This window comes from Exiguobacterium sp. S22-S28, assembly GCF_043359615.1.
In the GTDB taxonomy this organism is placed as follows: Bacteria; Bacillota; Bacilli; order Exiguobacteriales; family Exiguobacteriaceae; genus Exiguobacterium_A.
The window spans coordinates 146,396-172,621 of the sequence record NZ_JBHFFC010000014.1 but is presented as its reverse complement, the minus strand read 5'-3'; the positions used below and the strand labels follow the sequence as shown (position 1 = coordinate 172,621).

The window sequence follows — 26,226 nt, the reverse complement described above, 5'->3', positions numbered from 1 at the left end:
GTCATTCCTCCTTTGTCATTCTCCGCATGGCTAGGTGTAAAAAGAGACAACTAGAAAGCACCAGATAGGAAGCAATTAGCAAGATGCCTCTTCCACCAGCTAAGACGCTCATGAACGGCTCGAATAATCCACCGAAGACGTCAGGTACAGCTAGCCGTGCGGTCATGAAAATCCGAAGAAGTTCCGTCCCGTTCAACAGTGTACTGACAATCATTGTCGTCAGCTGGCTATCGTAAGGAAAAAAAGAGACAATGGTGACAAGTAAGGTCGGCCAAAGAAGGACAAGGAATACCCAAGTGAAAAAGGCGATGATAACAGCATGCAGGCGTGAACGACTCCATGTTCCGATCCACGTACCAAGAGCGGCGCAAAAAACAATCAGCCCAGCAGCATACAGAAAGAGTCCAAGCCAGGCTTGAGTGGACACGGATACAAAAAATGATGCTACACCGATTGCAAACAGCAAGACGATCCATTGTGTCGTGACGAACGTCGAAAAACGTGTCCAAATCAACCGGAATGGATGGATCCGGTAGGTCAGATAAAGACGAATCCGCTTGGATTCTCGCTCACTGCCCCATTGAACGGCGGTCATCAGTAGCACGAATAAAGGTAAAATCAGACCAATGATCGTCAGAAGCGTCGAGCTGATATTCGTATAGTCCGTTGCAACGGGTAGCGCTTGACTGAGACCTCCGAGTAAGACTAAAACGACGAGCCACGCAATCAAGAAAAAGTACGTTTCTTTTTGACGCAGTGTGCGCTGCCATTCGACGCGCCAAAAACGAATCAATGGCTATGTCCTTCGTCAGACGAACTATCGTCCATCTTCATCTCGCTATCTTCTCCGTCCATCTTCATTTCCATCTTACCGCGTTTCCAGTCGTGCTTTTTCAAATCATCGAGATCCATGAGCTTTCCACCATGATCCTTCATGTAAGATTTGGCATCAGCCGCTTTACCAAACGATACGATATTGTAGGCCATAGGTGTTTTTGCCATCTCGTCGTAGACGTAATGTCCGTTTTCTAACTCCACCCATGCTTTTGTCTTGTAATCCTTAACGTACATCGCGGCGATCTTATCTTCTTTTTGTTTCGGGTACCAGTCGCGCATCAGACATCCGATATCATCAAATGCGTATCCTTTTCCATTTTCCATAACCGCTTCCGCAGCAAATTGACGATCTGTCACTTTCATCTTACAGACTTCACATTCAGTTTTTCCCCATTTGATTTCAAACGGCTCGGCAGAAGCAGTCGAGCAGGCAGCAAGAGTCAAGCTTGCACCACCGATCATTAGTCCAGTTATCCATTTTTTTGCTGTATTCATATTCGTTTCCTCCCTAAAATCCATAATAGTAGTGTTGCTCCAATTAAGCAGAAACCTAGCAGATTGGTATTCCATTTCAAGTCAAACGCATGATGTTTCGGGGTAGCGTCTGTTAATGTGACTTCCTCTGGGCTTCTTAACAGATGACCTAATATGAACAAACCAGGGGAACCGTAGAGCGGTTCAAGTGCCTCATATTGATCGGTCAGCAAGAACAGATACGGATCGGTACGGCATTTCACTTATACCGTCTCCATTCAGATCAAGTGTCTGGCTACCCCAGTCGTTTCCTTCCAGCTGATTGTCTGCGGAATCAATCATCGTGACCGGATAGCGATTACCCCGGACATCGTTTTTAGAGATCGTCATCCCGTTGGCTTGCTTCATTTGAAATCCTAGAACATTGCCTTGAATGTCATTGTTTAGGATTTTCGTATCTTCCGATTTTTCGGCATAGATCCCGACCCGGTTCCCCGTTACATGATTGGATCGAAGTACCGTTTGTTTAGCATCGAACAACATGAATCCGTTACCGGAGGCACTCTTTTGATCGAGCAGTCGACCATTTGAGACCGTGACATCGGTTGTTCCCATGATCATCGCGCCTGCTTGGTTCTTCGACATCTGCGGACGATCGATGGAGACGTGACGTGGGAACATCAAATGAATACCGTAGCGGGATTGTTGTGTCTCGACGTTTTTCATCGTGATATTTTTTCCACCTTCGACATAGATGCCGTCACGAACTCGCTTGATCTGAATGTGTTCGAGTGAGATGTGTTGTCCATCAAATAGGGCGATGCCCTCTTTTTGTTTAGTCCCCGAGATGCGAATGTCTTGAAGGTCGACTTGTTTTCCGTCGGTCATCTGAATCCCTACATTCGAGGTATCAATCGAAATGTGGTGCAGGCTACCACTTGATTGTTTCATCAAAATAGCAGGGTGTTTCGTGCCTGGACACATTTTGATGTGAACATGCGTCAATTGAACATCCGTCCCGTTAATTTGAAAAGCAGGTTGATTACAGGAAATGAATGTCTGTCCTTGACCATCAAAGTGCTCACCGTTATGTAAGGAGATCGATTTCTGTACGACTGTATGTTGCTCAGCAGATATAGTCGATGGAGACGACAGAGCCACGATAAGTAGAATCATCCATAGATAGCGCATGTATTCCCCCTTTTTGGAAACGGTTACTGACACAGTATACAAAAACATCCATAAAAAAATGTGTCATTTAGTTAGTAATTCACACCTAAATAATTCATATTTTCTACATACTATTTATTAATAAAAATTGTCGGATAACAACGTGGAAGAAGAGTAATATCATAAAAGAAATCAATTTTCTGAAATAAGAAATGATATATAAAAAAGTGAAATCATTGTCAAAAAATGGCGCTGAACACTTCTTAAAAGACACCTGATTTACACACCGGATTGGCAATTTATCGTCACAGGTAGCTGTCTAAAAATGGTTTGTAACCGCTTATACTAGGAAGTGTTCACAGAGTGGACATATTTAATTGGGGTCAAGGGGGATCACGATGAAAGAAGAACAACAACAAGCTAAAAGAAAGCGGCAGAGTTGGTATCAATCGATGTGGCGGTGGCATTTTTATGCAGGTATTATTTTTGCACCAATCTTTATTATTTTAGCTGTCACAGGATCGATTTATCTCTTTAAACCGCAAATTGAAGATGCCTTATACGGCGATATGATTTTTACACAAGAAACAGGTAAACCCGTCACGCTTGAGGAACAGATGGATGCGGTCAAAGATACGTATCCAAAAGCGACGATCACGTCGATCGGTCAATTCGAAGACGCGGACCGGACGACACGGATGGGGATTCAAGTTGGGGAAGAAGCTGGATATGCCTATGTTGATCCGTACACTGGAGAAGTGAAGGGACAACGGATGGGGGATGGACCTCTTGGATTCATCAAAACGATTCACGGGGAATTGTTCGCGGGAAAAGCCGGGAACCTACTTGTTGAACTCGCAGCCAGCTGGGCAATCATCTTATTGATCACAGGTACATATCTCTTTTGGCCGCGTGGTGAGCAAGGGAGCTTTAAACGAGTATTCCTACCGTCATTCAAGAAGTCGAAAGGATCACGTAACTTCTGGAAGGGACTGCATGGATCGGTTGCGGTCTGGTCAACGCTTGGTCTCCTGATCATCATCGGCTCAGGACTAGCCTGGTCCGGTGTAGCAGGTGAATGGATCAACACGGCTGCGACGAAGACGAATTCGAATTTCCCTCAGTATGCCTTTGGTCCAGACGAGACGATGCAATCGCAAGTCGTCACGAAGGATATCGCACAGGACATTCCCTGGGCGACGCAAAACGATGTCGTCCCGACTTCTGGACCGGCAAAGCCGATCTCGATGTCAGTGACGGAAATTGCGACACAAGCAAAACAACTCGGCATGGAACGACCTTATCAAATCAGTTTGCCGCAAGGGGAACAAGGGGTTTATACACTCTCTTCCTTGCATAGTGAGCCGCTGAAGGAAAAAACGATGAACGTGGATCAGTATTCAGGCAATGTCTTGTCGAACGTCACATTTGCCGATTACGGCTTCATGGCAAAAGCAATCTCGATGGGAATTGGATTCCATGAAGGACGTCTCTTCGGTCTATTGAATCAACTCGTTGGACTGGCACTATGTCTCGGATTAATCTTCATCGTCGTCAGTTCGTTCGTTTTATGGTGGAAACGCCGAAATGGTACGGGTCAATTATCGGCGCCAAAACGTGCCGTCGATCAGCGTGTCAAACGAATCGTTGCGCTACTTATCGTACTGATCAGTCTGACGATGCCGCTCGCAGCGCTTTCCGTCTTCATCATCTTGATTCTTGATTTCATTTTGTTCCGTCGCCGGACAGGAAAAGAGGAGGTAGCAGCATGAGACGACTTGTTACGACAGTAATGATTGGAAGTGCCGTGTTATTAGCAGGCTGTCAGTTCGAGACGAAAGCGGCTCCGGTCGCTATGAAAGTCGGATTGTATGCGCCGGAAAAAATGGAGTCACCTGCTAATACGACGGTGTCCGTTGAAATCGAACATCCCGAGAACGTCGATGAAGTTCATGTTCAAGTGACACCATATGGCAGTGAGGAGACAGAAACGTTCGAGACGACACATCGGGAAGGACATTATGTCAGTAGTATCCCATTTAAGCAGGCAGGGATATATGTCGTCAACGGCATGGTACACTCAGGTCAAGCCGTTTATACACCTAAAGCACTCGTTCGAGTCGGTAAGGTGTCTGACGCAGATTTCGAAGACGCACAAGCAAGTTTTCAGTCGAACGTGTCAACGAGTAGTGGACACGGACAACATCATCATTAATCATGAAAGTGAGCTAGCGATGAGCTATCTCACTTTCATGATTTCATAAGAATATTTTAGAGAACCGAGGTAATGTCATGAATCAACCGCAAACGATGACGGAAGAGAAACAAGTCACGACGTCATCAAGCAAAGCTTACCGGACGATTTGGCGGTGGCATTTCTATGCCGGTATTATCTTTGCACCGTTCCTAGTCATGCTCGCTGTGACGGGATCAATCTATCTATTTAAGCCACAAATCGAAAATGTCCTGTATCAATCATATTATGAAGTCACACCAAAAGCAGATCGTATCACGGCGACGGAACAGATCGACCGTGTCAAAGCGAAGTATCCGGAAGCACTCGTCACGTCATACCGACCGGGTGAATCCGACGATCGCTCAAGTGAAGTGAAGGTCTCGTCACCAGACATGTCGGCGACGGTCTTCGTCAATCCGTATTCCGGTAAAATCATTGGAACATTATCGGACGATGACCGGATCATGAATAAAATCGAAGAAATCCACGGGGAACTGATGGCAGGAACGACCGGCGACCGGATCGTTGAACTTGTTGCATGTTGGGCAATCGTCTTGATCGTGACGGGACTGTTCTTATGGTTTCCGCGTAAGCAAAAAGGACTGTCAGGTGTTTTGTTCCCGCGTCTGCGTCAAGGCAAAAAGTTATTTCGTCGTGATCTCCACGCCGTTCCGGCATTCTGGATCACGGGAGGGATGTTGTTCCTCATCTTGACAGGTCTTCCGTGGTCCGGCTTCTGGGGAGCAAACTTCCAGTCCCTCGTCACGAACCAAGGACTTGGTTATCCCCCGTCGATCTGGGGTGGGGAAGCACCAACTTCGACACTTCAGACGAAGGATATCGCGGAAGTCCCGTGGGCTGCTGAAACACTGGATGTCCCGCAATCGAAAGTCGAAGGTGCTGTTCCAGCTTCAATCGATGACATCGTTGCGATTGGCAAACAGCAAGGGATGGACCCAAGCTTTAAAATCAGTATTCCAAGTGATCCGGGCGGTGTCTATACACTGTCCGCGTATCCGGCGAAAGCACAGGATGAAGCGACAATCCATCTCGATCAATATTCCGGTGCCGTGCTCGCCGACTATCGCTATGACAACTATGGTGTCGTCGGTAAGATCGTCGCGACCGGGATCACGCTCCATAAAGGAACGGAATTCGGTTGGTTCAACCAATTGGTCAGTCTGTTGATTTGTCTTGGAATCATTCTCGTGGCAGTCAGTGGTTTTTATCTCTGGCTGAAGCGAAAACCAAGTAAAGGCATGGGGGCACCGAAAGGTCCGAAAGCGTTCATGCTGAAAGGATTCCTCGCGGTACTTGTCGTGCTGGGGATCGTTTTCCCACTCGTCGGACTGTCTTTGCTCGTCGTTTGGCTACTTGATTTTCTCGTCATCCGTCGTATTCCGAGTGTAAGGAGGTTCTTCAATGCGTAAATCGATGCAATCCCTGTTGATTGGCGGTCTTCTCGTTACGACGGCGAGTCTTGCCGGCTGTGCGGTCGATTCCAATGCAGCCGCACAATATGCCGTATCTAAGCCATTATCGGTCAAACTGAACGTCCCAAAAGACGTACAACCAGACGCACAGAAAAAGCAGACGTTCGAAGCGACGGTCTGGCGTGAAGCGAAACCGGCTCAAAAAGTCGATTACGTTCACTTCGAAATCTGGAAAGCGGACGGAACGGTACGCTATAGCATGGAACCGGCAGAGGAAACGAAACCGGGTGTCTATACGATTGCAAAAGCACTTCCGAAGTCAGGCTTGTATTATGTCAAAGCACATGCAAGCAGCAATGGGGAGATAATTATGCCGACACGGCAGTTCATCGTCGGTGAGTTATCGAAAGAAGACTTGAAGATTTTACAAGGTGGAGCAAAACCAGCTGGTGGCAGTAGCGGTCATCATCATTGATCTAACTAAAAAAGAGACGTCCGCGGACGTCTCTTTTTCTATTTACTTGAAACAGCGCAATTCGTGGCTTTCGCAAGAAGTTTCGAGTAGGCACGGGCACCTTTGATGTTCAAGTGGACGCCGTCCTGTTCGAAGTACGACGGATGTTTGACGGCAACGGCATGCCAATCAATGAGTGACACCCGTTTGCGTTCAGCTGCTTGTTTCAGCATGGTGTTGACTTCTTGTTCCCACGGACGCGGGACCCGTGTCGTGACGAGGTACACTTGATCGGCGTTTGCGAACTGGTCGAGCAGTTCCTCTAATTGATCGGGACGGAAGCTGCCGTTTGTCCCGAGATGCACGACGACTTGATGTTCTTTTTGATTGTATACCGCATACTTCTTACTGAGCGGAATGGCTTCCCGGAGCTGACGTCCGAGCTTGGCATCAATCGTTACTTGTTGAAGCGTACTGCCGAGGTAATCTTCGACACCGAGCAGAACCGAGTCACCAATCGCAAGCGTCGGTCGGCACATCGACCGGATTGGTGTGTCAGGCACCGGATGCTCGGGTTTTTTGACAAGTGCCGGTTTTGAATGCGGTGCCGCGACTTTCGGAATCGTCTGTTGAGTCGGTTTGTCCGACACGGCGAGAATCGATAAATTCCCGATAAAGCTGAGAAGAAGCAGGCTGACTAGGGAAACGGAAACCCACTTCGTCCAAGAAAACTGCCGGAAGGTCCGGGGATGAATCTGAAATTGGCGGATGTATTCGAAAAGACCAAGCCGCCGGATCGGACGTTCGATGAACTGATAGGACAGTTCAGTCAGAACAATCAAGACCGTCAAAATCCCAAGACTGCGGATCCATGAAAATGCACCGATGTATTCGACCGGCGTCATCAAGGTAATCAGCGGAAAATGCCACAAATACAGACCGTAGGACCGTTTTCCGATGGCGATCAGCCATCGTTGTGCAAACAGACGGCTCCACAAGGATGCCGGATGGGCGACGACGGCAATGAGTAACGCCGCAAGGACAGCGACGAATACAAATCCTCCGTAGTACAGAAAACGTCCGGACTCACTGGTTACGAACATCAGCAGCATGAGTGCTGGAAATGCCACGGCACCGGTCACATTCAACAGACGGACACCCCGTAACGGAATCGTTTGTTTGAACCGTTCTGGGCGCCAAGCGAAGGCAAGCAGACTACCAATCAACAAGGCAAACAGCCGGGTGTCCGTTCCGTAATAAACACGGCTTGGATCCGCACCGGGCGTAAAGAGAATGGCCATCAAGAGCGCGGACAAGACGGCAAGCAGCCCGATTCCTCGGAGCAACATCCGTTTGTATGCGAGCCCGAAACTGATCACGATCGGAAAGACGAGATAAAACTGTTCCTCGATTGCAAGCGACCACAGGTTTTGAACCGGTGACGGTTTACCAAATGATTCGAAGTAAGAGACGTTGTGTACGATGTACCACCAGTTCGTCGTGTACAAGAGAGCAGCCATGATATCCTGACGAAGCGTATGCAACAAGCTCCGTTCAAAGAGCGTGACGTAACTGAGAACCAGGACCAACAGAACAAACAGAGGCGGGAATAACCGGCGGAAACGATGTACCCAAAACCGTTTTAAGTCGATACGACCGGTCTGTTGCCACTCACTGAGCAACAAGCCGGTAATCAAGTAACCCGACAGGACAAAAAACAGATCCACTCCGAGAAAACCTCCGGTCAACATGGGAACTGACAGATGGTACAAAATGACAGCGATGACTGCGAACGCACGCAGACCATCGAGTCCGGGCATATATGTGGTCGAACGGTTTAATGATTTCATAAGTAAGAAACTCCTTCACGATTATACCTAAAGAATGACATTCTCTAGTGTACCGAATTCCATTTCAGAAGGAGTGTCGAAGTAGTAACAACAAACAGGACAAATTCAAAAGTTTTGAGTCCGTCCCGCCTAAAATTCTATTCTTGAGGAGGAGGTAATGTAATGGAGACGATGAACCGGTGTTGTTCCGACGCTAATTGCATCGTCCCGTTGTGCCGGGCAACGATTTGTTCGATGATCGACAGACCGATGCCGGATCCACCATTGGACCGTGACATGTCGGACGTGACGAAAGGAGTTGCCAGTTCCGTGAGTTGCTGAGGCGTTAAGGTCTCAGCGATGGCATTGGAACAACGGAAGGTCAAGTGACCGTTTTCTTGGAGCACTTCGAACGACAAATCACCTGTTCCGTGAAGCGTCGCATTCCGCACAAGATTTTCAATCAAGCGCCGCAACAAGTTGGGATCAGCCTGAACAGTCAGATGAGCCGGTCCCGTGTACTGATAAGTCGTTTCCGGATGTTGTTCAGCGACCTGATGCAGGAGCGTCACGAAATCCAGTGATGTCATGTGCACGGGATAATCTTTATTCGACAATTTTGCGAGCATGAACAGTTCCTCGATCCGTGAGGCAAGCGTCTCCGATTGCCGGCTGAGGATTGCTAACACATCGGTTCGTTCCTGATCGGATAATGTCGTGTGATGTTCAGACAACCACTGAACGAATCCTTGAATCGATGTCAAGGGGGTGCGCAGATCGTGCGACAGACTGGTGATCAGGCGGAGTTGTTCCGTAAAACGTTCCTGCTCGTTTCGTCGGAGGACATCGAGTTCGTCGCCGACCCGTTCAATCGAATGGGCAAAGGCTTTGAACTCACGCGGTCCTTTGACCGGACGAAGCGGGCTGATGGCTTGATCTGGTTCGACAAGCCGTTCGAGCCGCGTCTCGAGCTGGCGGAACAGACCGGCAATCCAGCGGGTCATGCCAAATAAAAATAAGATGAACAAGACCAATTGTAAAATGAAAAATGCTGTTGAATTACCGACCTGGTATTGATTCAGACGGGGTGTGACCGTTTCGATGGAAAGAAAATAACCGGGTGCACGTTCACCCAGGTTAATTGCCTGCATATGATGCAACGTCCGCACTTCCGATTCGTCAGACGGTTCCCGTTCACCCGGCGTTTGCGCGGCTAATAAGCGACTCGGAGTCATTGTCCGCGGAAAGTCGGGTGAGGCGTCGACTTGCGTCCCGTTGGACCGGTAGACGGCCCACTCATAATCACCGTTCGGAGTCTGACCGGATTCGTAACGTTTGATATCGCGTTCGACCCGCTGCGTGATGTCCTGTTCCGTCGGATAATAATAACGGGGAACGTTTTTTGTTCCGAGCGGGAGTTGGCTCGCGATCAACCAGGCCAATGCCGTACTCAAAAACGCTGCGGCCAACAACAGGACCGTCATCCAGGAAGTCAGTTTGAAGCGGAAGCGTCTCATGGCTCGACCTTGTAGCCGACACCCCAAACGGTTTGGAGGTGACGCGGCTCTTTCGGCACGTCCTCGATTTTTTCCCGTAACTTATGAATCAGGACCATGACGGCATTGGTCGCGGAACCAAGCGCTTCCTCCTGCCAAATCCGTTCGTACAATTCATCCGCTGAAAAAACGCGGCGCGGATGATTCAGTAAAAGCGCCAGGCAGTCAAACTCCCGGCGTGTCAAGGCTAAGGGAATCGTTTCTTTTGAGATGACCCGCTCCTCCTGACGTAAGGTGAAGGGACCGACTTGCAGGCTGCTTGCCGATAGCGGGACTTGGTACTGGGCGACCCGGCGGAGCATCGCCTTGATCCGGGCGATGACTTCGAGCGGATTAAACGGTTTCCCGATGTAGTCATCGGCCCCGAACGTCAATCCTTGGATTTTATCGAGATCCTCCTGTTTTGCCGTCAGCATCAGGACCGGGAAGGTATAGTTCGCTTGCCGGATGGCTTGGACGGTCGAAAAGCCGTCCCGGACCGGCATCATGACATCGAGGACCATCAGGTCGATTGGCTGTTGCTGAACAAGCGCAAGGGCTTCTTCGCCGTTGGCTGCTTCGAGAATTAAATAATTTTCGTTTTGGAGATACAGTCGCAATAATTGCCGGATATCGGCTTCATCATCGACGATTAAGATTGTGGGCACGGAAGATCCTCCTTTTGGACGCCTTCAAAGACATAGGCGGGCGGCATGTTTTGCAGTGTGTAGGAATAACTGTGCTCAAAGAAATACCGGCGGAATGTCTTGAAATGGAGTTTGGTATATTGAAAGGCGATGAAATGACCGCCTGGTTGCAACAGGGTCTGGAAGGTTTTGAGCAATTCATGGCGTAACGGAAGCGGGAACGAAGCGAACGGTAAGCCGCTGACCAGAACACCGGCCTGATGATGCCAGTCTTCAGGACAGTTTTGGATGTCGCCGATAAATAGTTCGACGTTCGTCTCATCAGCTAACAGCTTCGCCAAGGCTTCTTGAAACACCGGATTTTGTTCACAGATCAATAAAGTCGTTTCCGGGTGTCGCGCGCGCAATAAGGCTTGGGTAATCGCGCCGTCACCGGCACCAACTTCGACGATGACGGCTGGTTGATCAGCGACCGCCCGCTGCGCCATCATGTTCGCTAACCGGGAACTGCTTGGGGCAATCGCGCCAATCGTTTTCGGGGATTGGATGGCTTCTTTCAAAAAATCAAACATGCGAAACCTACTTTCTTCTTGAGTATACCATCGATGATACAGGGCATATCTTTCACAAACAGGAGAGTTTTCTTAAGTTTGTCTTAAGAAAAGATCCATGCCTGATTTTCGGCGACATGCAGGAGGGGAAACTCGGTATACTGAGGAAAAGAAGGGGAGGGCATGAGATGAATACCTTACCGGAAACGGATTATTATGCAGCACTCGTCCGCCGTGACAGTTCGTACGAAGGGACGTTTTTTGTCGGAGTCAAGACGACGGGAATCTTTTGCCGGCCGACCTGTCCGGCGCGGAAGCCGAAGCAGGAGAACTGCGAATTTTTTGAGACGGCAAAAGAGGCGTTACTTGCCTCCTACCGTCCGTGTTTACGCTGTAAACCACTGGCTTATCCCGGTGACAGTGACGTCATCAGCCGCTTGGTTGCCGCCGTCGAAGCGAGTCCCGAAAAACGGTTCAAAGACGCCGACTTTCGGGAATTGTGGCTCGATGCCTCGACCGCCCGGCGGCAGTTTAAAAAACGGTTCGGGATGACGTTCGTCGAATACGCCCGGTCCCGTCGAATGGGCCTGGCGATGAAAGAAATACGGAAGGGGCAACCGGTCATCGAGGCGCAACTGGCGAGCGGCTATGAATCGAGCAGCGGTTTTCGCGATGCGTTTGCCCGCATCATGGGCGAGACACCGAAACGATGGGACGGAACATACCTTCAAGCGAAGTGGCTCGATACGCCGCTCGGACCGATGCTGGCGATTGCCGATGAACAAGGACTGCACTTACTCGAGTTTGTCGATCGTCGCGGGCTGGAACGGGAAGTGGAACGCTTGCGGCTCGCAGCCCGCGCCGTCATCATTCCCGGTGAGACACCGGTGTTTGAGCAGGTGACGGCTGAACTGGACGCGTACTTTGCGGGAACACTTGACCGGTTCGAGATTCCGCTCGTCCTATACGGGACGCCATTCCAGAGACAGGTCTGGGAACAGTTGCAACAGATTCCGGCGGGTGAGACGATTTCCTATCAGGAACTGGCCGTCCGCGTCGGAAATCCGGCAGCCGTCCGTGCTGTCGCCCGGGCAAACGGCGCCAATCAACTGGCACTGATCATTCCGTGTCACCGGGTCATCCGCTTGACGGGCGATCTCGGCGGATATGCCGGCGGCTTGGCACGAAAGGCGGCCTTATTAAAATTAGAACGGACGAAGAGAGGATTGAATCACATATGAGTTTGATTAAAGATGTGTTTACACCAGACTGGTTGAATCGATTGGGGGAAGCGGTGCAGGCACCGGACTTTAGAGACGTCGTGCAACAAGGAGACTGGGAGGAGCTGGCGTTTAAGCAACGGGTCCGCCGGATTGCAACCGAGCTCGAGCGATATATGCCGGCTGACTTTGAGCAAGCGGCGACGCACCTCGAAACGATCGCTCCGGAGTTTCCGGGACTGCCGGGCATCGTTTTTCCGGACTACATCGAAGTCTATGCGCCGAGTGATACCTGGGACCGGGCAATGATAGCACTGGAACGGTTGACCCGGCACTCGACGTCAGAGTTTGCCGTCCGGCGGTTTCTGCTCGAAGATCAAGAGCGGTTTTTAGAACTCGCCGTTCGGTGGAGTCAGTCGAGTGACGAGCACGTCCGGCGCCTGGCGTCAGAAGGAACCCGTCCGCGCCTACCGTGGGGACAACGGATACCGGCATTGATTGCTGATCCAAGTCCGGTTCTGCCGATTTTAGATGACTTGCTGCAGGACGAGGCGCTTTACGTCCGCAAAAGTGTCGCCAATCATTTAAACGATATCGCGAAGACCCATCCGGAACTCGTCATTGAACGATTGGAACAGCTCGGGACCCATCCGCATACGGACTGGATTTTACGGCATGCCTCACGGACACTCCTGAAACAAGGACATCCGGACGTCTTGAAAGCGTTTGGTCTCGTCACGCGGGGGACGGTGACGGTCGACGAACTGACAGTGACACCCACATTGCCGATTGGCGGGGAACTGACGTTTACGTTTACCCTTGCGACAACCGAACCGCAAGTCCTGCGGATCGAATATGCCATCGACTATGTCAAAAAGCGGGGGACGAGTCAAAAGGTCTTTCGGATCAGTGAACGGCAAGTGATTGGACGGGAGACGTTTACGAAACGACAGTCGTTCCGGAACTTGACGACGCGGGTCCATTATCCGGGTACGCACCAGCTGACGATTTTGATTAACGGTGAAGCATACGCGACGGCAGCTTTTGACGTAGAGGAGGAAACAGAATGAACGGTCGCCATCCGGATTTTACGACGTCCCGCTTGTTTATTACCGCAACCGATATGACGGACGGTTGTGTCTGGACACTGCAGACACGGGACAAACAACAGATTGCAACGATTCAGTTCAGCGGTCGGCAACTCAGCTATGACGCAATTGATCCGACCGACCGGGCGGGCTATATCGAAGAAGCGTTGACCGTCATCGTCGCATATCTGGCCCGGACGTTGTTATTGCCGTTCGTGATCGGACAGGACGGAGAAGCAGCGGTTTGGCTCCGAAATGGGTTTCATGGGGACGGACCGGTCTTTCGGCGTGACTTGATGCATTGAAGTGGGGAAAATCATGAAACAAAGTGAGCCAAGAAGCATCTTTCCTCCGCTCGCTTTTCTCAGGCGGAACGCAAGCCTCGGTCGTCCCCTGACGACCGGGTCTCGCCTGTTCCTGACGGAAGCACGCTTCCTTTTCCTGTAGAAGTCGAGTAGAGTCGACGATTCTTTTGACTAGGAAAAAATAAAACCGTCTCCTCAGAAAACGTGCTTCTGAAGAGACGGTTTTTCGTGTTGGGATTACGGTTCTGAAATGCCGTTTGCGAGCAACAACAAAAAAGTGATGACCGATAACGACAGTAAAAAAGCAATGTTCGCGAAAATACTGAACCATTTAACGTAGTTATTTGTCGACCGGAGACCAAGCACTAGCGAAACGATATACCCGAGTCCGACCAAGATGTTGAGACCAATCGGCACCCACAGGCTGAGATTCGGGAAAAACCGTCCGCTCAGTAAATAGGACGTCAACATATTAAACAGCAGCAAACCGAGCGTCAAGAACACTGGAAAATACGTTTGTTTGGATTGGTTCATTGTTCAACCAGCTTCGTTGACCAGTTAAAGTGTCGGCAAATCGTTTCGGCACTTTTGCCGGCCGAACGCCCCTCGGTATCGAGGCGGAGATAGTTGGGATACGGCAGTTCTCCCGGGAGTGAATGCGTCCGGTACTGTTCGGCGGTTTCAAGCAAGTTGGCTTCCGACGCAGCGATGTCCCGTTTCGTGAACTTATGGAGTAAACGGTTCTCGGTCTGGTTCCGGGTCAGACGGGTGGACAGTTCAGCTTCCAGTTCAATGATGAAGACTTCGGCGCCGGCTTCTTCAAACAGTTGAACGGTCTCTTCGATGAATTCGATGCCGCCGTCTTCGACGCCAAACAAGCACAAAAACGTAAAGATCACCCCTTCGAGATCACTGACCGCCATTTCCTTGAACATTTCCCGCCGGATCAAGTCCTTCAGCTTATGATGCGCCGGTTTCGTGAAATCAAAATACGGATGTAACAAGTCGATCGTCTGATGGTTATGGAATAATTTCATGCCCGTTTTTTGTTCGAGTTCCTGACCGATCGTCATTTTGCCGACCGCTTGCGGACCAAGTAACATAACAAACTTCATCCTGACACCTCTTCCTTTTTTTGTTAATACTAGCATAGAAAAACGGAGTGTTCACATTAGAACGTTTGTTCGTTAAATGGTATAATGACAGTAAGAAATGTTGTCGTTTTAGGACCGAATGGAGGTCATTGATTATATGGAACATTGGAAGGCAGTACAGGGCTATGCAGGCATGTATCAAGTCTCAACATCAGGGAACGTCCGGTCGCTCGACCGGATCATCGAGACGAGTCGTGGTGTTAAACAACGACGGCAAGGTGTCGTGTTGCGCCCACGGATCAATCAAGAAGGCTACCGGAAAGTGACGTTGTATAAACAAGGACGCGGGGAACGGTTTTATATCGCCGAGCTTGTCGCTAAGGCGTTTCTCGATCCCGAGGCCACGCACGACCGGATTATCCGGGCGGACGGTGATCGCGTAAACGATCAGATTGATAATCTGACCGTCAAACCGTCGACGACTCAAGCGTACGCATCGCTCCTCGACGAGTTCGACCTGTTATTGACGCAACATGTTGAATTATCACCTCGGCAGATTCGGGACATTCGGCGTCGGTATCAAACCGGGCTTTCGATTCGCCGGTTGGCGTTGACGTATCAGGTGACGGAGAACCGGATTCGCAACATTATCGATAAAAAAGAAGCACAGTATATTAGTTAAGCAATAAACAGACCCTGTGCTTGAGGCACAGGGTCTGTTTGTCTTTAATGCGACGGACCGACAATCGTCCGGTTGAGGGACTCGATTTGTTCGCCGATGATGTGACCATGCTGTTTCAATTCCTGTTGGCGGGCACTGTTGGCCTGCATGTTTGCTTCAAGGGATTGACTGTAGTGGGTCAGTTCAAACAGAATCGTTTCAATCAGTTGAAAATGTTCCCGAATCCGCGGTTGTAAAGAATACACGAGTGTGCGGTCCGTCTCGACCTGGACGAGCGCGGCTTCAATCTGTTCCGCATGATCGAGGACGGAAGCAATCCGTCGGGTGCTCAGTGTAAGTTGTTCGTGTGTCGTCTCGATTTGGGTCGTCATCTGGACGACATCTTGTTCGATTTGTCCGATGCTGGCCGTCAGGTCCCGGTTCGCCTGATTGATGTGATCGATGCTCCGTTTGATGTCGAGGGCGAGTGACTCGACTTCTTTTGCGACGATGACGAAACCACGACCTTCTTCACCCGCCCGTGTCGCTTCGATCAACGCATTCAGCGATAAGCGGCGTGTCGCCTCCGCCACTTGTTGGATGTAGCGGATCGATTCGTGCATTTGTTGATTGCGTCCGGTCGCTTCTTCCAGCGAATGTGACGCATTGACGGACAGGGTCCGCAACAGCGTCGTATCCTGTTGCAACGATTCGAGAATCCGATGACTCGTCGTCGCTTCCTCATTAAAGGAGCTGACGCGTTGGTGGCTCGTCTGGATCGATTCGTCCATCGTCGCGAGCGCCTCGATCGAGGTCGTCAACAGTTGCCCCGATTCCGTGATGATCTGTTCCATCTGCGTCGACTGCTCTGTCAATGACGTCGCCACTTGATGGACGGCGAGGACGGATTCATCAATCGAGGCGAGTTGGGACGAAAAACCGGGTTGGGTCGCCTCCAGCCGTTCACTCGCAATCGCGATTTCTTGTGTCAAACTGCCGACTTGTTGCATCAGTTGGTTGTATTGGTGCGTCAATTGCTGTAATTCAAACGTCGTCGTCTTGATGCTGATCGGCTGATAGGTGCGTCGTGCATAGGCCTCTTCAATCTTCAAGGACAAGACGGACAGCGGAGCCAGTTGTTTTTTGATACGGGCCCGGATCAGCAGACTGACAAAACAGAGGACAACAATCCCGAGGATGCCTAACTTCATCGCTAGTGCCTTGGCAGGCGCGACCAACCGTTCCTGATCGACCGATAAAAACAGGACATCATTCACTTCGGGAATCGACATCGCGAGAATAAACCGGTCGTTGCTTGTAAATGTCGTCACGCGTGCTTGTTTTAATTGTTGTGTCACGTCTTTTTTCTGTTGCGCCGTCAACTTCAACGGTTGAAGGGCTGTGTTTTTAGTCGCTAACGACTGGATCGCTGCATCATAATCGTCGCGTGCCATATCGGCGAGTTGTTGATTCTTCAAACGTTTAATGGCGCGTGTCCTTTCCTGTTCATCTTCCGGATAGGCTAAGTAAATCGAGCGGATATTGGCATCAAGCATCGTCATCTCGCGTTCGAGCCGTTCACTGACGGACTTCGTCGAGGTCCGGTATAATTCTTCGACGCTTAAAGCGCTGATCAATAAGAGCCCCATTGCGACGATTGGGATTAGCCAGTTGTTTAATTGTTGGGCAAGCAGTCTTTTTTTCTCTGTAGGTTGCTTCATCAGTTTCATCTCCTCCATGCTTCCTATCGGGAAGTGAAGGGGCAGATTGTATGAAGAAAACGTGGTGTTCTTGTAAAGGTTTGGTCCACAAAAAAAGGACATCCGAGGATGTCCGCTGTCAGCTGGCATGCGGCAGGTAAGTCGAGACGAAACTGGTCGTCATCTGTAACAACTGTTGGGTTTCTTCTTTTGGTTCGGAGGTGACATAAATAATCAGTGCTGCGGCGACGGCAACAAAAATGATGATGACGAGAACAACAAAAAATGGCATCTTACTTTTACGTTTTTCTTCTTTCATATCCATTATAATACTCCCCCTTAAAAATGATGAGAACGTCTAAGGTGTTGTTTCCCTTCTTGAAGAATTGGAAACATTTTGGGACTTGAAAGAGGGACGCATTCAACCGATAGAGAACATAAGTAAAGAGCTAAAAATCGTCATGGAAAAGGAGTGTTCCGGTCTTATGTTGATCCTGTTTAATCAGTTCCTGCTAAATTTCTGTCTGTTGATCACCTCACTCCTATTTGCATTTTTGCCATTTCGGCATGTAGAACGGATTTCTGCAAGCTCTTCTGTCCGGACACGCGTCCTGTTTGGATTAGTCGCCGGATTGATTAGTGTTTTGCTTGTCCTCAACAGTGTCACCTATGATGGGGCAAAAATCGATCTACGCCTCGTCGCCTTAGTGACGGCATTTTTTTATGGCGGATGGATCAGTGGCGGAATCACATTCATCGGCATCGTTGGAGCTCGTTTCAGCATCATGACACCAGGTGCCTATGAAGGAGTAATATTGACGATTTTAATTTGTGTGTCCTTACTCGTGACGGCAAGTATCTATCGTCGTTTTTCGTCACGTACGATGAAGGATTACTTGATCTTGATTAGTATCGGCATTGCTTACAGTTTACCGGCTTTGTATTTGTTGACGGATACATATGTTCATTTTCTTAAGATTTGCTTTGTATATATCATTTTCATTTTATTAGGCGGATACGTGACCTATCAATTTCTTCAGGAATTACGGAAACATTTCCAGTTCGTCCAGACGCAACAGGAACTGGCGTTGACCGACGGACTGACGAATCTCGCCAATCGGCGAAAGCTCGACGAGACGTTGGCACATTACGACCAACACAGCTATGCGTTCTCCGTCCTGATCGTCGACATCGACTTCTTCAAATCGGTCAATGATACATACGGGCATGACGGGGGGGACGTCGTCTTACGTCAACTGAGTCAGCTGTTGCAACACTGTAGCCCCGACGAAGCCGTTGTTGGACGTTATGGCGGGGAAGAGTTTGTTGTCTTGTTACCGGACATGCCGCTTAATGAAGCCGTCCGGCTCGGGGAAACGATTCGCCTGGCGTGTGCTGATCAACATTTTGTCTTCAGCACGTATCCGGCGTTCCATGTCACGTTATCGATCGGGGCGGCCTCGTCAGATCAAGGCGAGACATCGTTTGAAGTCGTCCAAAAAGCCGATCAGTCCCTTTATCAAGCGAAGCAGACGGGGCGGAACAAGGTCGTCGGTTACAGCGAAGAATAATCCAACACCAACAGGCGGGCTCCTCGGAGTCCGCCTGTTTCATGCTGCACGTAAAACTTATTCGCCGACCATCCCGTCATGGTCATTGTCCCGCATATGAGGATACAACCAATGGTCATCTGTAATCGGCATGCTGAATCCGGCGTCTTTGGCTTCTTGGATTGTGACTTGTCCGTTGCCGTTCGTATCGACGGTTGAGACATCACCCGTTTCCGGGGTAGGTGCTGTTTTAGCAGTGGCTTCTGCTGTCTTGTCCTCATCTTCTGTCAACCCGAGTGCGGCATTGACTTCATCCGGATTCACATTGTCGAAGTCATCGACGATTTTATTTCCTCTTAACGTATACGTATAGCGATAATGAGAAGGAATCTGAGTTTTAGTATCAGGATACGTAATCGTCGCTTCGAAGTCTGTGACATTGCCGGCCTTGCGGATATTGTTTTCCATATAGGCTTGATCGCCGTGGCGGTTGAGTGTGCTGTCTTGCGGCGTGATATTGTAGGCGTTCGAGACACCACCGAGCGAATCGGCAATGACATGTCCTTCATCAAGCTGAGGACTCTCGACACCCGGAACCTTCGCTTCGTCCGAATAATAGCGACCGGATGACGTTACGTCTTCTGTATCTTGTTGGAGCGTAATTTTTTTTGCAGTAACTTTAACGAGTTGGGCGTGTTCATTCGTAAAGGCCCAGTACTCGCGGTCGCCAAAACCGATGTTGACGACGACATTCGGTTCCCGGTCACCGGACAGATCGCCGCCGTCGACTTCAATCGGTGTGTAGCCGGGGAACGACTCCGTTGCTTCTGCCTCGGCAGTTTCTGCGGAAGGGACATCAGCAGGTGTTGTCTCTTGCTGTTTTTCCTCGGTCTTCTCTGCGGAAGGCGTTTCTTGAGATGCCGCCTGGTCGACCTTTGGTGTCGGCGCAGATGATTCTTCCGCAGCACATCCCGTCAAAAGCAGGGCGGCTAGCGGTAAAGCAAAATAAGTAAAGGATGATTTCATCATTGGACTCCTCGCGTGTCATGACATACTTGTCCATTGTAGAAATCTTCCAGTCCGAATACAAGGTGATTTTTAACATTTAACGATCTAAATAGAACAAGAGATGCAGGTAACGAAAAATGGGAGAGTACTTCGAGGGCGGGAGACAATGATTCGAAAATCGCAGAAGGACGTTATCTTGCCTTATAATGGGAATATTGTGTAAAATAAGCATTCACCACCTGAACAGATCGCGAAGCGTGACGATGTCAGAGGAGGGATGGTATGTCCAAACGGATGAAGGATTATGGTATCTCGTTCATCATTTTAGGAATTGCCGTAATATTGATTGGTGTACTGGATTTACCGAAAGGAATAAGTGCCGTTGCTGTGATTTTAGTAGTGGTACTGTCTGTTTTTTTATACGAATTCAGACGTTTTTTAAATCAGGATGCAAGAAAGTGATTGTTGGCAGCACGTTGTCTGAACGTACCGTTTCAACGAGTCATAATCAGACAGAAAAGGTGATCCACCCGTTTTTCCGGGAGGATCACCTTTTGTAATGCAGAATGTATGGAACACTTATGTTAAGACAAGCTTCTGAAAAATCTGATGCCGTTCAAAGTCAGTTAAGATGCTCGGCGCAATCTGTTGCCGAATCAGCTGTTCATCGGCCCATGAGTAGGCGTCATGCTCTTCCGATAACGTTACACTGCTAGTCACGGCTGTACAGAAGTAGACGAGCAGGATGACCTGGCGATCGGGATGTGTCAGAATGCTCGAGGCATAAGCGATTTTGTCGATAGTCACCGTCAACCCCGTTTCTTCACGGATTTCACGAATCAGACTGTCTTCCGGTTGCTCCCCAAAATCGATTTTTCCACCCGGGCATTCCCACGTCCCGCCACCCGAATCGCTAGCAGCACGCTGAACGATCAAAATCCGGTTGTCGTGCCGCACGATTCCTTTGACGGCTGTTACGATGGTCGACATGTCATCTCCTCCTTTCGCTTCAGCACAACAGGGTCCGGTCCTTCCTGTTGCACGAGCTGACCATTCTGAAGTTGAATCCCGGTGCGTTCCGGTAAGCCGTAACCGAAGCGACTCTGTGTTGCTTCAAACGCCTGCAACAAATTCGTCTCTTCCTGCCACGTATCATAGTGGACGGAAATCACGGCGTCCATTAGACCGAGCCCTTCAAGGACGAGCGCCTTGCCCGCCCGTTGATCGATTGCGGGAATCCGGCATTCGTTTGGTGTCAGTAAGGCGCCGGCAGAAAATCCGGCGACCGGGACACCGTGCTGAAACCGTTCTTGAATGAGTGCTCCGATTGGTGTCTGCACGATGAATTGTTGGTACAGTTCCGTTTCGCCACCCGAGATGATGATGCCGGCGCATGTACTCAGCTGCTCGAGTTGGTCGGCTGTGGGCTTTGCGGACAACGGCAAATGAAAAAATGCTGTCGCACCACAAGCGGTTAACATCTCCGTATAGATCGGCGCGTAATCGGACCAGGACGAACCGGGACGCGGCACATACAGCAAAGCGACGGGACCTGTCCCGTTCAAACACGAGACAAACGTTTTACACAAATTCGGCGGAAACGGGGGACCATCGCCAAATAAAAAGAGGTGTTGATTGACCATGACTGCTGCCTCCTTACTCAAACTATTCTCTTAGAATAAAAGAAAATCGAAAACAAGGGTACCTGACTCTTTTTTTGGATAGGTAGAAAACGGAAAATGAATTACAATGGTAATACTAGGGAGAAAACGAAAGGGTTAAGTGAAATGATGAAAAAGCACATCAATCAGATAACATACCGGGAATCAGGCATGGGGAAAGGCCAAACGTTCACGTGGACGAAAGCAACACGGGAATTACGGTTAGAAGATGAAGACGGAAAAGTCTCGGAAGACGTTTATCTGTTATCGGAGCACCAACAAATGGAACTCGAGCAACTGTTGCTCCACGTCGATCTTATGTACTGGCAACCGGTTTATACGACGGAGTGGCTGATTCTCGACGGCACGGACTGGGAAATCAGATGGAGCAGTCCGGACGGGAACGGGACGTCTCGAGGCAGTAATGCTTTTCCGGACAAGTGGGAGCTTCTTCGGGACTGGTTTTATGGTCAGTTTGCAGAAAACGGGGAGGAAGACAGATGAATCAAAGCAGTGAAGCACTTTTAGAAGCGATTATCGAGATCTTAGGAACAGGGCGACAACTGGATTTAGCGGAGCTTTATCAGTGTGTACGAGAGCGGAGTGATTTGGACCTTTCTCGTTTTTCGACGGAAGCGGGATTAGACGCACGCATTCGAAAATTGATTTATCTTCATGCGAGTGAGTGTGAATTATATGAAGGAACGCAGGATTTGTTCTACAGTGAGACCGGAAAAGGGACAGGACGTTGGGGATTACGCAAATAAAAAACACGCCACTAAAAGTGACGTGTTCCAAGTCATTAAGCTAACCCTAAAATCTCAACTTCTACCAAAGCACCTTTCGGTAACTCTTTGACGGCGATACAAGAACGGGCCGGGAAATGGTTGTGCGGAGCAAAGTAATCCGAGTAGATATCATTAAACGCAGCGAAATGATCCATGCTCGTTAAGTAACACGTCGTTTTGACGACACGGTCCGGTGTCAGACCAGCTTCTTTTAAGATGGCATCAACGTTTTTCATGACCTGCTCCGTCTGTTCCGTAATGCCACCAATGACCATTTCACCCGTTGCCGGGTTGATCGGGATTTGACCGGATGCGTATAACGTACCGTTAGCGATGAAGCCTTGCGAATAAGGACCGATGGCAGCCGGTGCGTTGGTTGTTTCGATTTTTAAAAATGACATGTTTTAGTACCTCAATTCTTATAATAATTTTTTGCTGAAAAGCAAAAACTAAAATATAACTTAAAATTACTTTTGTTATAATAATTAACAATACAATATGAATAAAAAACCATAAATGATATAATTTATTAGGGAAGTTGTTACAAATAATTATGAGAAGTAAGGAGATTTTATAATGCAAAACCATATAAATCCTTTTGTTTCATTTATGCATCAATATGATTTAACTACAGCAGATTACTCTAAAATTTTTGACGAACATACTAAAAAAATAGAATATAGCATCGATACGAACATTAACAAAAAAATTATTGAAGAGCTCTCAACGTCTCCTCGCTCTATCATCATAACAGGTAATGCTGGAGATGGAAAAACTAGAATTTGTAGAAATGTGTATGATCAATTAGTTGAACAAGAATTTGAAGGTTGGCCAGAATCTGGTATTGCAGAGATTTCATATAAAAATTATAAAATCCGGATAATCAAAGATTTATCAGAACTAAAAAATGAAATTATTGTTGAGGAACTTGGAAAGTTACAGGAGTCACTAGAAAACAATGAGTCAAATGTATACTTTCTCATTGCGGCTAATGAAGGGAAATTAACGCATACTCTTGTAAAATATCCTGAATTAAATAAATTAAAAAGTGTCATTATTCCTCAATTTATATCAAACAATAAGGAATTAGAAGCGACGAAAGAAATAAAAGTTTATAACTTGTTGTACGCATCATCGTCGATTTATGCTGAAAAAATCGTAGAAGGATGGAATGAAGAACAAAACTGGAGTATTTGTAGTGATTGTTCTAGTAAAAATAAATGCATCATCAATAGTAATCATTTAGCTTTGAGTGATAAAACAACGAAAAATCGAATAATGCGTATGTATAAATCTTTGGATATGAATGGTAAGCATATGACAATGCGAGAGCTACTCATTCACTTAGCCTACACACAAACAGGTGGAATGGCTTGTAAAGATATACATGAAGCTTCTAATAGTGAATCAATTCAAGCACTAGCAAAAAAATCGTATTATGAGAATTTTTTCGGTAATAATCTAAGACCAGAAGTTTTTGAGGAAATTGGTGGTATTCAAGAATTTAAATCGTTAGATCCTGGATACATTTCAGACTCTTTAATTGATGATTTTTTACTTAATGGTGACTTAAGTAGTAATGAACAAATAAAAGATACACATCACACTTTGTTTGGTAAGGATATTGATATTGAGAACGGCGCTTATTACGAAGATGTAAAGATGTATCGTTCAAATATACATGGTGATAATGTGAACGGTATTGAACTAATGAATAAGTGGTTTCCAAGGTTAAGAAGAAAATATTACTTTGAATCTCAAGATAATAAAAAGGTTGAAAAATTAATCCCCTATCGGCATCGATATGATTTCATAAGTATTCTTCATAGAGGAAGAATTGAACATAGTGTAAAGATTAAGCTTGTCGATGGATTAAATACATTCTTCGCAAAAAGAATGGTATATTCTCCCTCTCATCAGCTTTATGTATCTTCAGATAGTTTATTAGTGCATCAAATTATTGGACTAGATCAAGTTGAATTTCATATTCAAGGTAAAAATGAAACAATAGATCAAACGGGTACAACATTAACTTTGAAAGTACAAGGAATAGAATTAGCTATTAATTTAGTAACGTTTGAGTATTTAATGCGCTTGAGTAACGGAGGCATGTTAAACGTTCTAAGAGAACACGTAGAGATATTACTTAATAGTTTTCGAAATAGATTGATTTCGCTAAAAAAACAGGATGAGAATATTTTACAAATTTTAAAGTTCGATCGTATTCAAGGAGCATTCGTATTAGAGACAATTGAAATTTCTGATGGCGGAGACTCTGTTGTAAATATTGAATCTGAAGATGATGATTTTTAAATCTAAGCAAAAGTAATTGAAAGGGTGTTAGATATGCAAGAAGAAAGTGCAAAATTTTCTAGCAAGATTGGTGCTGAAATATGGGGACATCGGTTTAAAGATGGTCAGCGTGGACCAGAGTATACTTTAGAGTTTTTAAATGTGTTTGCTGGAACAGGTTTTAGCTTGGAAAAGAAGTATTATGATCGAAGAAAAATGATTGAATTTCGTCAGTTTGTCTATGAAGGAGAAAAAGAAGGTGCGAAAGGTCATACTGCAATTTTCGAAGAAAAGAAAAAAGATGTAATTCGAAAGAAGCTTGGAGTAAGCGAAAAACAATTAGAAGATTTACAGGTGTTCTTTAAAAATTTAACTATACCTCTAATGACACCGATGGGAAAACCAGTTGATCGCTCGTGGTACGCTCAAATGATGTATCCTCTCCACGAATCGTTGCTTTTTTCTGAAGTTCGTGTAAATAGAGATAAAGGCAATTCGAAAAATTTAACAATTAATTATGAACGTAATTTTTTTGCTCGTGGCGGAGAACTGTACTTTTTAATGTTGCATTACGGAACATTAAATAATCCTGAATTAAGAATTAATATCGAGAAAAATATGAAAACTCTATTATCTAGTTCTAGTGGAGTAATTGCTGTCATTAATCAAATTAACGAAGCATTTAGTGAGTACAGTACTGGAGATCAGCCTGCACCACTAATCAAAGATGAAGAGTTATCAACTGTCATTACTAGTTGGGAAAGCAGTGAATACCCAACATTACCAAATACAGATTTAGCATTGTATAAAGAATTTGCAGAGGAACTTAATGCATTGCTTATGCTAAATATTGATATTTATGAAATGTTTGATATTTTAACTTCGCTCATAACATTCCAACTTCATCGTTATATGATTTTTCAATCAGAACAAATTATTGGTGAAACGAGTAATTATTTCATTGATTGCTTAGAAGGTCAAAATAAATCAATTAAATTTTTAGCACAAGATTCTTATCGGATTCACGAAACTATAGTAAGAGAAGCCTATAAAACTTTTGTAGAAGACCGAGTAGAAGAAATATTCTCTGAAGTCAAAGCAGAAGAAAAAATTTATTCTTGGAGAAATAGCCTTGATAGCTTTGAAAAAGATAAAGTGAAGGGCTATTCTAGATTTTTTAACGAATTAAATTTTACTAGTCTTCAAGCAGCCAAAAAGAAAAAACTTATAGAGGCATTAGAGACTGAAGATATTAATAACGCTAAAAAGTTACTTAGATTACGCATCGTAGAACTTTATATGGAGGATTTATCGAAAACACAAGTTCCTATTCTGAAAACTTTAGCTCGTGATGGTCAGTTCATCGTTTCGGGAAAAGGATCTAAAGCTCGATATGTACTACATGATAATGTCTTAAGTGCTTTAGTGTATGCAACACTTAATGGTCAGAATAATTTACCGTATGATGATTTTCTAAATGAATTATTCCAAAAATACCGCATTATTATTGGAGAAGATGCCGCTAAAAATTCTGGGTTATATTCAAAAGAAGGAATCAATCTAACTCATTTTAGAAGTAATGAGAAAAAAATGAGACAAAAATTAAAACAAAATGGGCTTCTCCAAGAATACTCAGATGCAACAGCACTAGTTACAAACCCTTATTTTAATTAATTCAAAGTACTGGGAGGGA

The 26,226-nt window shown here is 47.0% G+C and carries 29 protein-coding genes; 14 read left to right on the top strand and 15 right to left on the bottom strand.

What is annotated here, in order from left to right:
* Window position 1: 1 nt before the first annotated feature.
* The 3 genes from ACHA8N_RS04105 to ACHA8N_RS04095 all read right to left on the bottom strand — a co-directional run bounded on the left by ACHA8N_RS04105 (window position 2) and on the right by ACHA8N_RS04095 (window position 2,502).
* Complete coding sequence (locus ACHA8N_RS04105; protein ID WP_393964824.1) at window positions 2-793, bottom strand: ABC transporter permease; 792 nt, start codon at window positions 791-793, stop codon at window positions 2-4.
* Window positions 790-1,332 (bottom strand): nitrous oxide reductase accessory protein NosL, encoded by a 543-nt coding sequence (locus tag ACHA8N_RS04100; RefSeq protein WP_393964823.1) that lies wholly within the window; start codon window positions 1,330-1,332, stop codon window positions 790-792. Before ACHA8N_RS04100 ends, ACHA8N_RS04105 begins: the two co-directional genes overlap by 4 nt.
* A 192-nt stretch (window positions 1,333-1,524) precedes the next feature.
* Complete coding sequence (locus ACHA8N_RS04095; protein WP_393964822.1) at window positions 1,525-2,502, bottom strand: right-handed parallel beta-helix repeat-containing protein; 978 nt, start codon at window positions 2,500-2,502, stop codon at window positions 1,525-1,527.
* Between the two features lie 377 nt (window positions 2,503-2,879).
* Between ACHA8N_RS04095 and ACHA8N_RS04090 the strand changes: the two genes are divergently transcribed.
* The 4 genes from ACHA8N_RS04090 to ACHA8N_RS04075 all read left to right on the top strand — a co-directional run bounded on the left by ACHA8N_RS04090 (window position 2,880) and on the right by ACHA8N_RS04075 (window position 6,625).
* Window positions 2,880-4,253, top strand: a complete 1,374-nt coding sequence (locus ACHA8N_RS04090; RefSeq protein WP_393964821.1) for a PepSY-associated TM helix domain-containing protein — start codon at window positions 2,880-2,882, stop codon at window positions 4,251-4,253.
* Complete coding sequence (locus ACHA8N_RS04085; protein WP_393964820.1) at window positions 4,250-4,696, top strand: hypothetical protein; 447 nt, start codon at window positions 4,250-4,252, stop codon at window positions 4,694-4,696. Before ACHA8N_RS04090 ends, ACHA8N_RS04085 begins: the two co-directional genes overlap by 4 nt.
* Before the next feature lie 77 nt (window positions 4,697-4,773).
* On the top strand, window positions 4,774-6,147 hold the full coding sequence (locus ACHA8N_RS04080) for a PepSY-associated TM helix domain-containing protein (RefSeq protein WP_393964819.1): 1,374 nt from the start codon (window positions 4,774-4,776) through the stop codon (window positions 6,145-6,147).
* The gene (locus ACHA8N_RS04075) at window positions 6,140-6,625 is read left to right on the top strand and encodes a FixH family protein (RefSeq protein WP_393964818.1); all 486 of its coding nucleotides are present in this window, start codon (window positions 6,140-6,142) and stop codon (window positions 6,623-6,625) included. The genes ACHA8N_RS04080 and ACHA8N_RS04075 overlap by 8 nt, the downstream gene beginning before the upstream one ends.
* A gap of 38 nt (window positions 6,626-6,663) precedes the next feature.
* On the opposite strand, the gene ACHA8N_RS04070 is transcribed toward ACHA8N_RS04075, so the two are convergent.
* The 4 genes from ACHA8N_RS04070 to ACHA8N_RS04055 all read right to left on the bottom strand — a co-directional run bounded on the left by ACHA8N_RS04070 (window position 6,664) and on the right by ACHA8N_RS04055 (window position 11,187).
* Window positions 6,664-8,454 carry an acyltransferase family protein gene (locus ACHA8N_RS04070; protein WP_393964817.1) on the bottom strand — a complete coding sequence of 597 codons (1,791 nt, stop codon included), beginning with the start codon at window positions 8,452-8,454 and terminating at the stop codon, window positions 6,664-6,666.
* A 137-nt stretch (window positions 8,455-8,591) separates the two neighbouring features.
* Window positions 8,592-9,950 (bottom strand): sensor histidine kinase, encoded by a 1,359-nt coding sequence (locus tag ACHA8N_RS04065; protein WP_393964816.1) that lies wholly within the window; start codon window positions 9,948-9,950, stop codon window positions 8,592-8,594.
* Complete coding sequence (locus ACHA8N_RS04060; RefSeq protein WP_393964815.1) at window positions 9,947-10,636, bottom strand: response regulator transcription factor; 690 nt, start codon at window positions 10,634-10,636, stop codon at window positions 9,947-9,949. The genes ACHA8N_RS04065 and ACHA8N_RS04060 overlap by 4 nt, the downstream gene beginning before the upstream one ends.
* On the bottom strand, window positions 10,621-11,187 hold the full coding sequence (locus tag ACHA8N_RS04055) for a class I SAM-dependent methyltransferase (protein WP_393964814.1): 567 nt from the start codon (window positions 11,185-11,187) through the stop codon (window positions 10,621-10,623). Before ACHA8N_RS04055 ends, ACHA8N_RS04060 begins: the two co-directional genes overlap by 16 nt.
* A 167-nt stretch (window positions 11,188-11,354) precedes the next feature.
* Here ACHA8N_RS04055 and ACHA8N_RS04050 point away from each other — a divergent pair, with 167 nt between their 5' ends.
* The 3 genes from ACHA8N_RS04050 to ACHA8N_RS04040 are packed head-to-tail and all read left to right on the top strand — an operon-like array spanning window position 11,355 to window position 13,779.
* Entirely contained in the window at window positions 11,355-12,407 is a 1,053-nt protein-coding gene (locus ACHA8N_RS04050; protein WP_393964813.1) for a bifunctional transcriptional activator/DNA repair enzyme AdaA, read from the top strand.
* Window positions 12,404-13,456 carry a DNA alkylation repair protein gene (locus ACHA8N_RS04045; protein ID WP_393964812.1) on the top strand — a complete coding sequence of 351 codons (1,053 nt, stop codon included), beginning with the start codon at window positions 12,404-12,406 and terminating at the stop codon, window positions 13,454-13,456. The genes ACHA8N_RS04050 and ACHA8N_RS04045 overlap by 4 nt, the downstream gene beginning before the upstream one ends.
* On the top strand, window positions 13,453-13,779 hold the full coding sequence (locus ACHA8N_RS04040; RefSeq protein WP_393964811.1) for a hypothetical protein: 327 nt from the start codon (window positions 13,453-13,455) through the stop codon (window positions 13,777-13,779). The genes ACHA8N_RS04045 and ACHA8N_RS04040 overlap by 4 nt, the downstream gene beginning before the upstream one ends.
* A gap of 237 nt (window positions 13,780-14,016) precedes the next feature.
* On the opposite strand, the gene ACHA8N_RS04035 is transcribed toward ACHA8N_RS04040, so the two are convergent.
* Window positions 14,017-14,313, bottom strand: coding sequence for a hypothetical protein (locus ACHA8N_RS04035; RefSeq protein ID WP_393964810.1), 297 nt, complete (start codon window positions 14,311-14,313; stop codon window positions 14,017-14,019).
* Window positions 14,310-14,894 carry a DEAD/DEAH box helicase family protein gene (locus ACHA8N_RS04030; RefSeq protein WP_393964809.1) on the bottom strand — a complete coding sequence of 195 codons (585 nt, stop codon included), beginning with the start codon at window positions 14,892-14,894 and terminating at the stop codon, window positions 14,310-14,312. Before ACHA8N_RS04030 ends, ACHA8N_RS04035 begins: the two co-directional genes overlap by 4 nt.
* 136 nt (window positions 14,895-15,030) lie before the next feature.
* Here ACHA8N_RS04030 and ACHA8N_RS04025 point away from each other — a divergent pair, with 136 nt between their 5' ends.
* A complete protein-coding gene (locus ACHA8N_RS04025; protein WP_393964808.1) occupies window positions 15,031-15,555 on the top strand; it encodes an NUMOD4 domain-containing protein in 525 nt (174 codons plus the stop codon).
* 44 nt (window positions 15,556-15,599) lie between these two features.
* Here the strand turns inward: ACHA8N_RS04025 and ACHA8N_RS04020 are convergent, their stop codons facing one another.
* Window positions 15,600-17,255: a methyl-accepting chemotaxis protein gene (locus ACHA8N_RS04020; protein WP_393964807.1), complete on the bottom strand. Its 1,656-nt coding sequence runs from the start codon at window positions 17,253-17,255 to the stop codon at window positions 15,600-15,602.
* Between the two features lie 118 nt (window positions 17,256-17,373).
* Window positions 17,374-17,559 carry a hypothetical protein gene (locus tag ACHA8N_RS04015; RefSeq protein WP_147511641.1) on the bottom strand — a complete coding sequence of 62 codons (186 nt, stop codon included), beginning with the start codon at window positions 17,557-17,559 and terminating at the stop codon, window positions 17,374-17,376.
* Window positions 17,560-17,695: 136 nt separating this feature from the next.
* Here ACHA8N_RS04015 and ACHA8N_RS04010 point away from each other — a divergent pair, with 136 nt between their 5' ends.
* The gene (locus ACHA8N_RS04010; RefSeq protein WP_393964806.1) at window positions 17,696-18,805 is read left to right on the top strand and encodes a GGDEF domain-containing protein; all 1,110 of its coding nucleotides are present in this window, start codon (window positions 17,696-17,698) and stop codon (window positions 18,803-18,805) included.
* 57 nt (window positions 18,806-18,862) lie between these two features.
* On the opposite strand, the gene ACHA8N_RS04005 is transcribed toward ACHA8N_RS04010, so the two are convergent.
* Complete coding sequence (locus tag ACHA8N_RS04005) at window positions 18,863-19,810, bottom strand: DNA/RNA non-specific endonuclease (RefSeq protein WP_393964805.1); 948 nt, start codon at window positions 19,808-19,810, stop codon at window positions 18,863-18,865.
* Between the two features lie 264 nt (window positions 19,811-20,074).
* On the opposite strand from ACHA8N_RS04005, the gene ACHA8N_RS04000 reads away from it, so the two are divergent.
* Window positions 20,075-20,254: a hypothetical protein gene (locus tag ACHA8N_RS04000; protein WP_393964804.1), complete on the top strand. Its 180-nt coding sequence runs from the start codon at window positions 20,075-20,077 to the stop codon at window positions 20,252-20,254.
* A 117-nt stretch (window positions 20,255-20,371) separates the two neighbouring features.
* Here the strand turns inward: ACHA8N_RS04000 and ACHA8N_RS03995 are convergent, their stop codons facing one another.
* Together ACHA8N_RS03995 and ACHA8N_RS03990 are read right to left on the bottom strand one after the other, a co-directional pair.
* On the bottom strand, window positions 20,372-20,782 hold the full coding sequence (locus ACHA8N_RS03995) for an NUDIX hydrolase (RefSeq protein ID WP_393964803.1): 411 nt from the start codon (window positions 20,780-20,782) through the stop codon (window positions 20,372-20,374).
* A complete protein-coding gene (locus tag ACHA8N_RS03990) occupies window positions 20,767-21,435 on the bottom strand; it encodes a Type 1 glutamine amidotransferase-like domain-containing protein (protein WP_393964802.1) in 669 nt (222 codons plus the stop codon). The genes ACHA8N_RS03995 and ACHA8N_RS03990 overlap by 16 nt, the downstream gene beginning before the upstream one ends.
* Window positions 21,436-21,582: 147 nt before the next feature.
* Here ACHA8N_RS03990 and ACHA8N_RS03985 point away from each other — a divergent pair, with 147 nt between their 5' ends.
* Window positions 21,583-21,957 carry a hypothetical protein gene (locus ACHA8N_RS03985; protein WP_393964801.1) on the top strand — a complete coding sequence of 125 codons (375 nt, stop codon included), beginning with the start codon at window positions 21,583-21,585 and terminating at the stop codon, window positions 21,955-21,957.
* Window positions 21,954-22,220, top strand: coding sequence for a hypothetical protein (locus ACHA8N_RS03980; RefSeq protein ID WP_393964800.1), 267 nt, complete (start codon window positions 21,954-21,956; stop codon window positions 22,218-22,220). The genes ACHA8N_RS03985 and ACHA8N_RS03980 overlap by 4 nt, the downstream gene beginning before the upstream one ends.
* Window positions 22,221-22,255: 35 nt before the next feature.
* Here the strand turns inward: ACHA8N_RS03980 and ACHA8N_RS03975 are convergent, their stop codons facing one another.
* Window positions 22,256-22,642, bottom strand: coding sequence for a RidA family protein (locus ACHA8N_RS03975; RefSeq protein ID WP_393964799.1), 387 nt, complete (start codon window positions 22,640-22,642; stop codon window positions 22,256-22,258).
* A gap of 175 nt (window positions 22,643-22,817) precedes the next feature.
* On the opposite strand from ACHA8N_RS03975, the gene ACHA8N_RS03970 reads away from it, so the two are divergent.
* Window positions 22,818-24,554 (top strand): hypothetical protein, encoded by a 1,737-nt coding sequence (locus ACHA8N_RS03970; RefSeq protein WP_393964798.1) that lies wholly within the window; start codon window positions 22,818-22,820, stop codon window positions 24,552-24,554.
* 33 nt (window positions 24,555-24,587) lie between these two features.
* A complete protein-coding gene (locus ACHA8N_RS03965; RefSeq protein WP_393964797.1) occupies window positions 24,588-26,207 on the top strand; it encodes a hypothetical protein in 1,620 nt (539 codons plus the stop codon).
* The last annotated feature ends 19 nt before the right edge of the window (window positions 26,208-26,226 follow it).

Excerpts from the sequence above, each read along its gene's own strand:
- ACHA8N_RS04085 (WP_393964820.1), top strand. The coding sequence starts at position 4,250 with ATGAGACGACTTGTTACGACAGTAATGATTGGAAGTGCCGTGTTATTA.
- ACHA8N_RS04100 (WP_393964823.1), bottom strand. The coding sequence starts at position 1,332 with ATGAATACAGCAAAAAAATGGATAACTGGACTAATGATCGGTGGTGCA.
- ACHA8N_RS04020 (WP_393964807.1), bottom strand. The coding sequence starts at position 17,255 with ATGAAGCAACCTACAGAGAAAAAAAGACTGCTTGCCCAACAATTAAAC.
- ACHA8N_RS04045 (WP_393964812.1), top strand. The coding sequence starts at position 12,404 with ATGAGTTTGATTAAAGATGTGTTTACACCAGACTGGTTGAATCGATTG.
- ACHA8N_RS04000 (WP_393964804.1), top strand. The coding sequence starts at position 20,075 with ATGTCCAAACGGATGAAGGATTATGGTATCTCGTTCATCATTTTAGGA.
- ACHA8N_RS04005 (WP_393964805.1), bottom strand. The coding sequence starts at position 19,810 with ATGAAATCATCCTTTACTTATTTTGCTTTACCGCTAGCCGCCCTGCTT.
- ACHA8N_RS04055 (WP_393964814.1), bottom strand. The coding sequence starts at position 11,187 with ATGTTTGATTTTTTGAAAGAAGCCATCCAATCCCCGAAAACGATTGGC.
- ACHA8N_RS04030 (WP_393964809.1), bottom strand. The coding sequence starts at position 14,894 with ATGAAGTTTGTTATGTTACTTGGTCCGCAAGCGGTCGGCAAAATGACG.
- ACHA8N_RS04010 (WP_393964806.1), top strand. The coding sequence starts at position 17,696 with ATGGAAAAGGAGTGTTCCGGTCTTATGTTGATCCTGTTTAATCAGTTC.
- ACHA8N_RS04025 (WP_393964808.1), top strand. The coding sequence starts at position 15,031 with ATGGAACATTGGAAGGCAGTACAGGGCTATGCAGGCATGTATCAAGTC.
- ACHA8N_RS04090 (WP_393964821.1), top strand. The coding sequence starts at position 2,880 with ATGAAAGAAGAACAACAACAAGCTAAAAGAAAGCGGCAGAGTTGGTAT.
- ACHA8N_RS03995 (WP_393964803.1), bottom strand. The coding sequence starts at position 20,782 with ATGTCGACCATCGTAACAGCCGTCAAAGGAATCGTGCGGCACGACAAC.
- ACHA8N_RS04050 (WP_393964813.1), top strand. The coding sequence starts at position 11,355 with ATGAATACCTTACCGGAAACGGATTATTATGCAGCACTCGTCCGCCGT.
- ACHA8N_RS03985 (WP_393964801.1), top strand. The coding sequence starts at position 21,583 with ATGAAAAAGCACATCAATCAGATAACATACCGGGAATCAGGCATGGGG.
- ACHA8N_RS03975 (WP_393964799.1), bottom strand. The coding sequence starts at position 22,642 with ATGTCATTTTTAAAAATCGAAACAACCAACGCACCGGCTGCCATCGGT.
- ACHA8N_RS04015 (WP_147511641.1), bottom strand. The coding sequence starts at position 17,559 with ATGGATATGAAAGAAGAAAAACGTAAAAGTAAGATGCCATTTTTTGTT.
- ACHA8N_RS04095 (WP_393964822.1), bottom strand. The coding sequence starts at position 2,502 with ATGCGCTATCTATGGATGATTCTACTTATCGTGGCTCTGTCGTCTCCA.
- ACHA8N_RS04035 (WP_393964810.1), bottom strand. The coding sequence starts at position 14,313 with ATGAACCAATCCAAACAAACGTATTTTCCAGTGTTCTTGACGCTCGGT.
- ACHA8N_RS03990 (WP_393964802.1), bottom strand. The coding sequence starts at position 21,435 with ATGGTCAATCAACACCTCTTTTTATTTGGCGATGGTCCCCCGTTTCCG.
- ACHA8N_RS04070 (WP_393964817.1), bottom strand. The coding sequence starts at position 8,454 with ATGAAATCATTAAACCGTTCGACCACATATATGCCCGGACTCGATGGT.
- ACHA8N_RS04040 (WP_393964811.1), top strand. The coding sequence starts at position 13,453 with ATGAACGGTCGCCATCCGGATTTTACGACGTCCCGCTTGTTTATTACC.
- ACHA8N_RS03980 (WP_393964800.1), top strand. The coding sequence starts at position 21,954 with ATGAATCAAAGCAGTGAAGCACTTTTAGAAGCGATTATCGAGATCTTA.
- ACHA8N_RS04075 (WP_393964818.1), top strand. The coding sequence starts at position 6,140 with ATGCGTAAATCGATGCAATCCCTGTTGATTGGCGGTCTTCTCGTTACG.
- ACHA8N_RS03965 (WP_393964797.1), top strand. The coding sequence starts at position 24,588 with ATGCAAGAAGAAAGTGCAAAATTTTCTAGCAAGATTGGTGCTGAAATA.
- ACHA8N_RS03970 (WP_393964798.1), top strand. The coding sequence starts at position 22,818 with ATGCAAAACCATATAAATCCTTTTGTTTCATTTATGCATCAATATGAT.
- ACHA8N_RS04065 (WP_393964816.1), bottom strand. The coding sequence starts at position 9,950 with ATGAGACGCTTCCGCTTCAAACTGACTTCCTGGATGACGGTCCTGTTG.
- ACHA8N_RS04080 (WP_393964819.1), top strand. The coding sequence starts at position 4,774 with ATGAATCAACCGCAAACGATGACGGAAGAGAAACAAGTCACGACGTCA.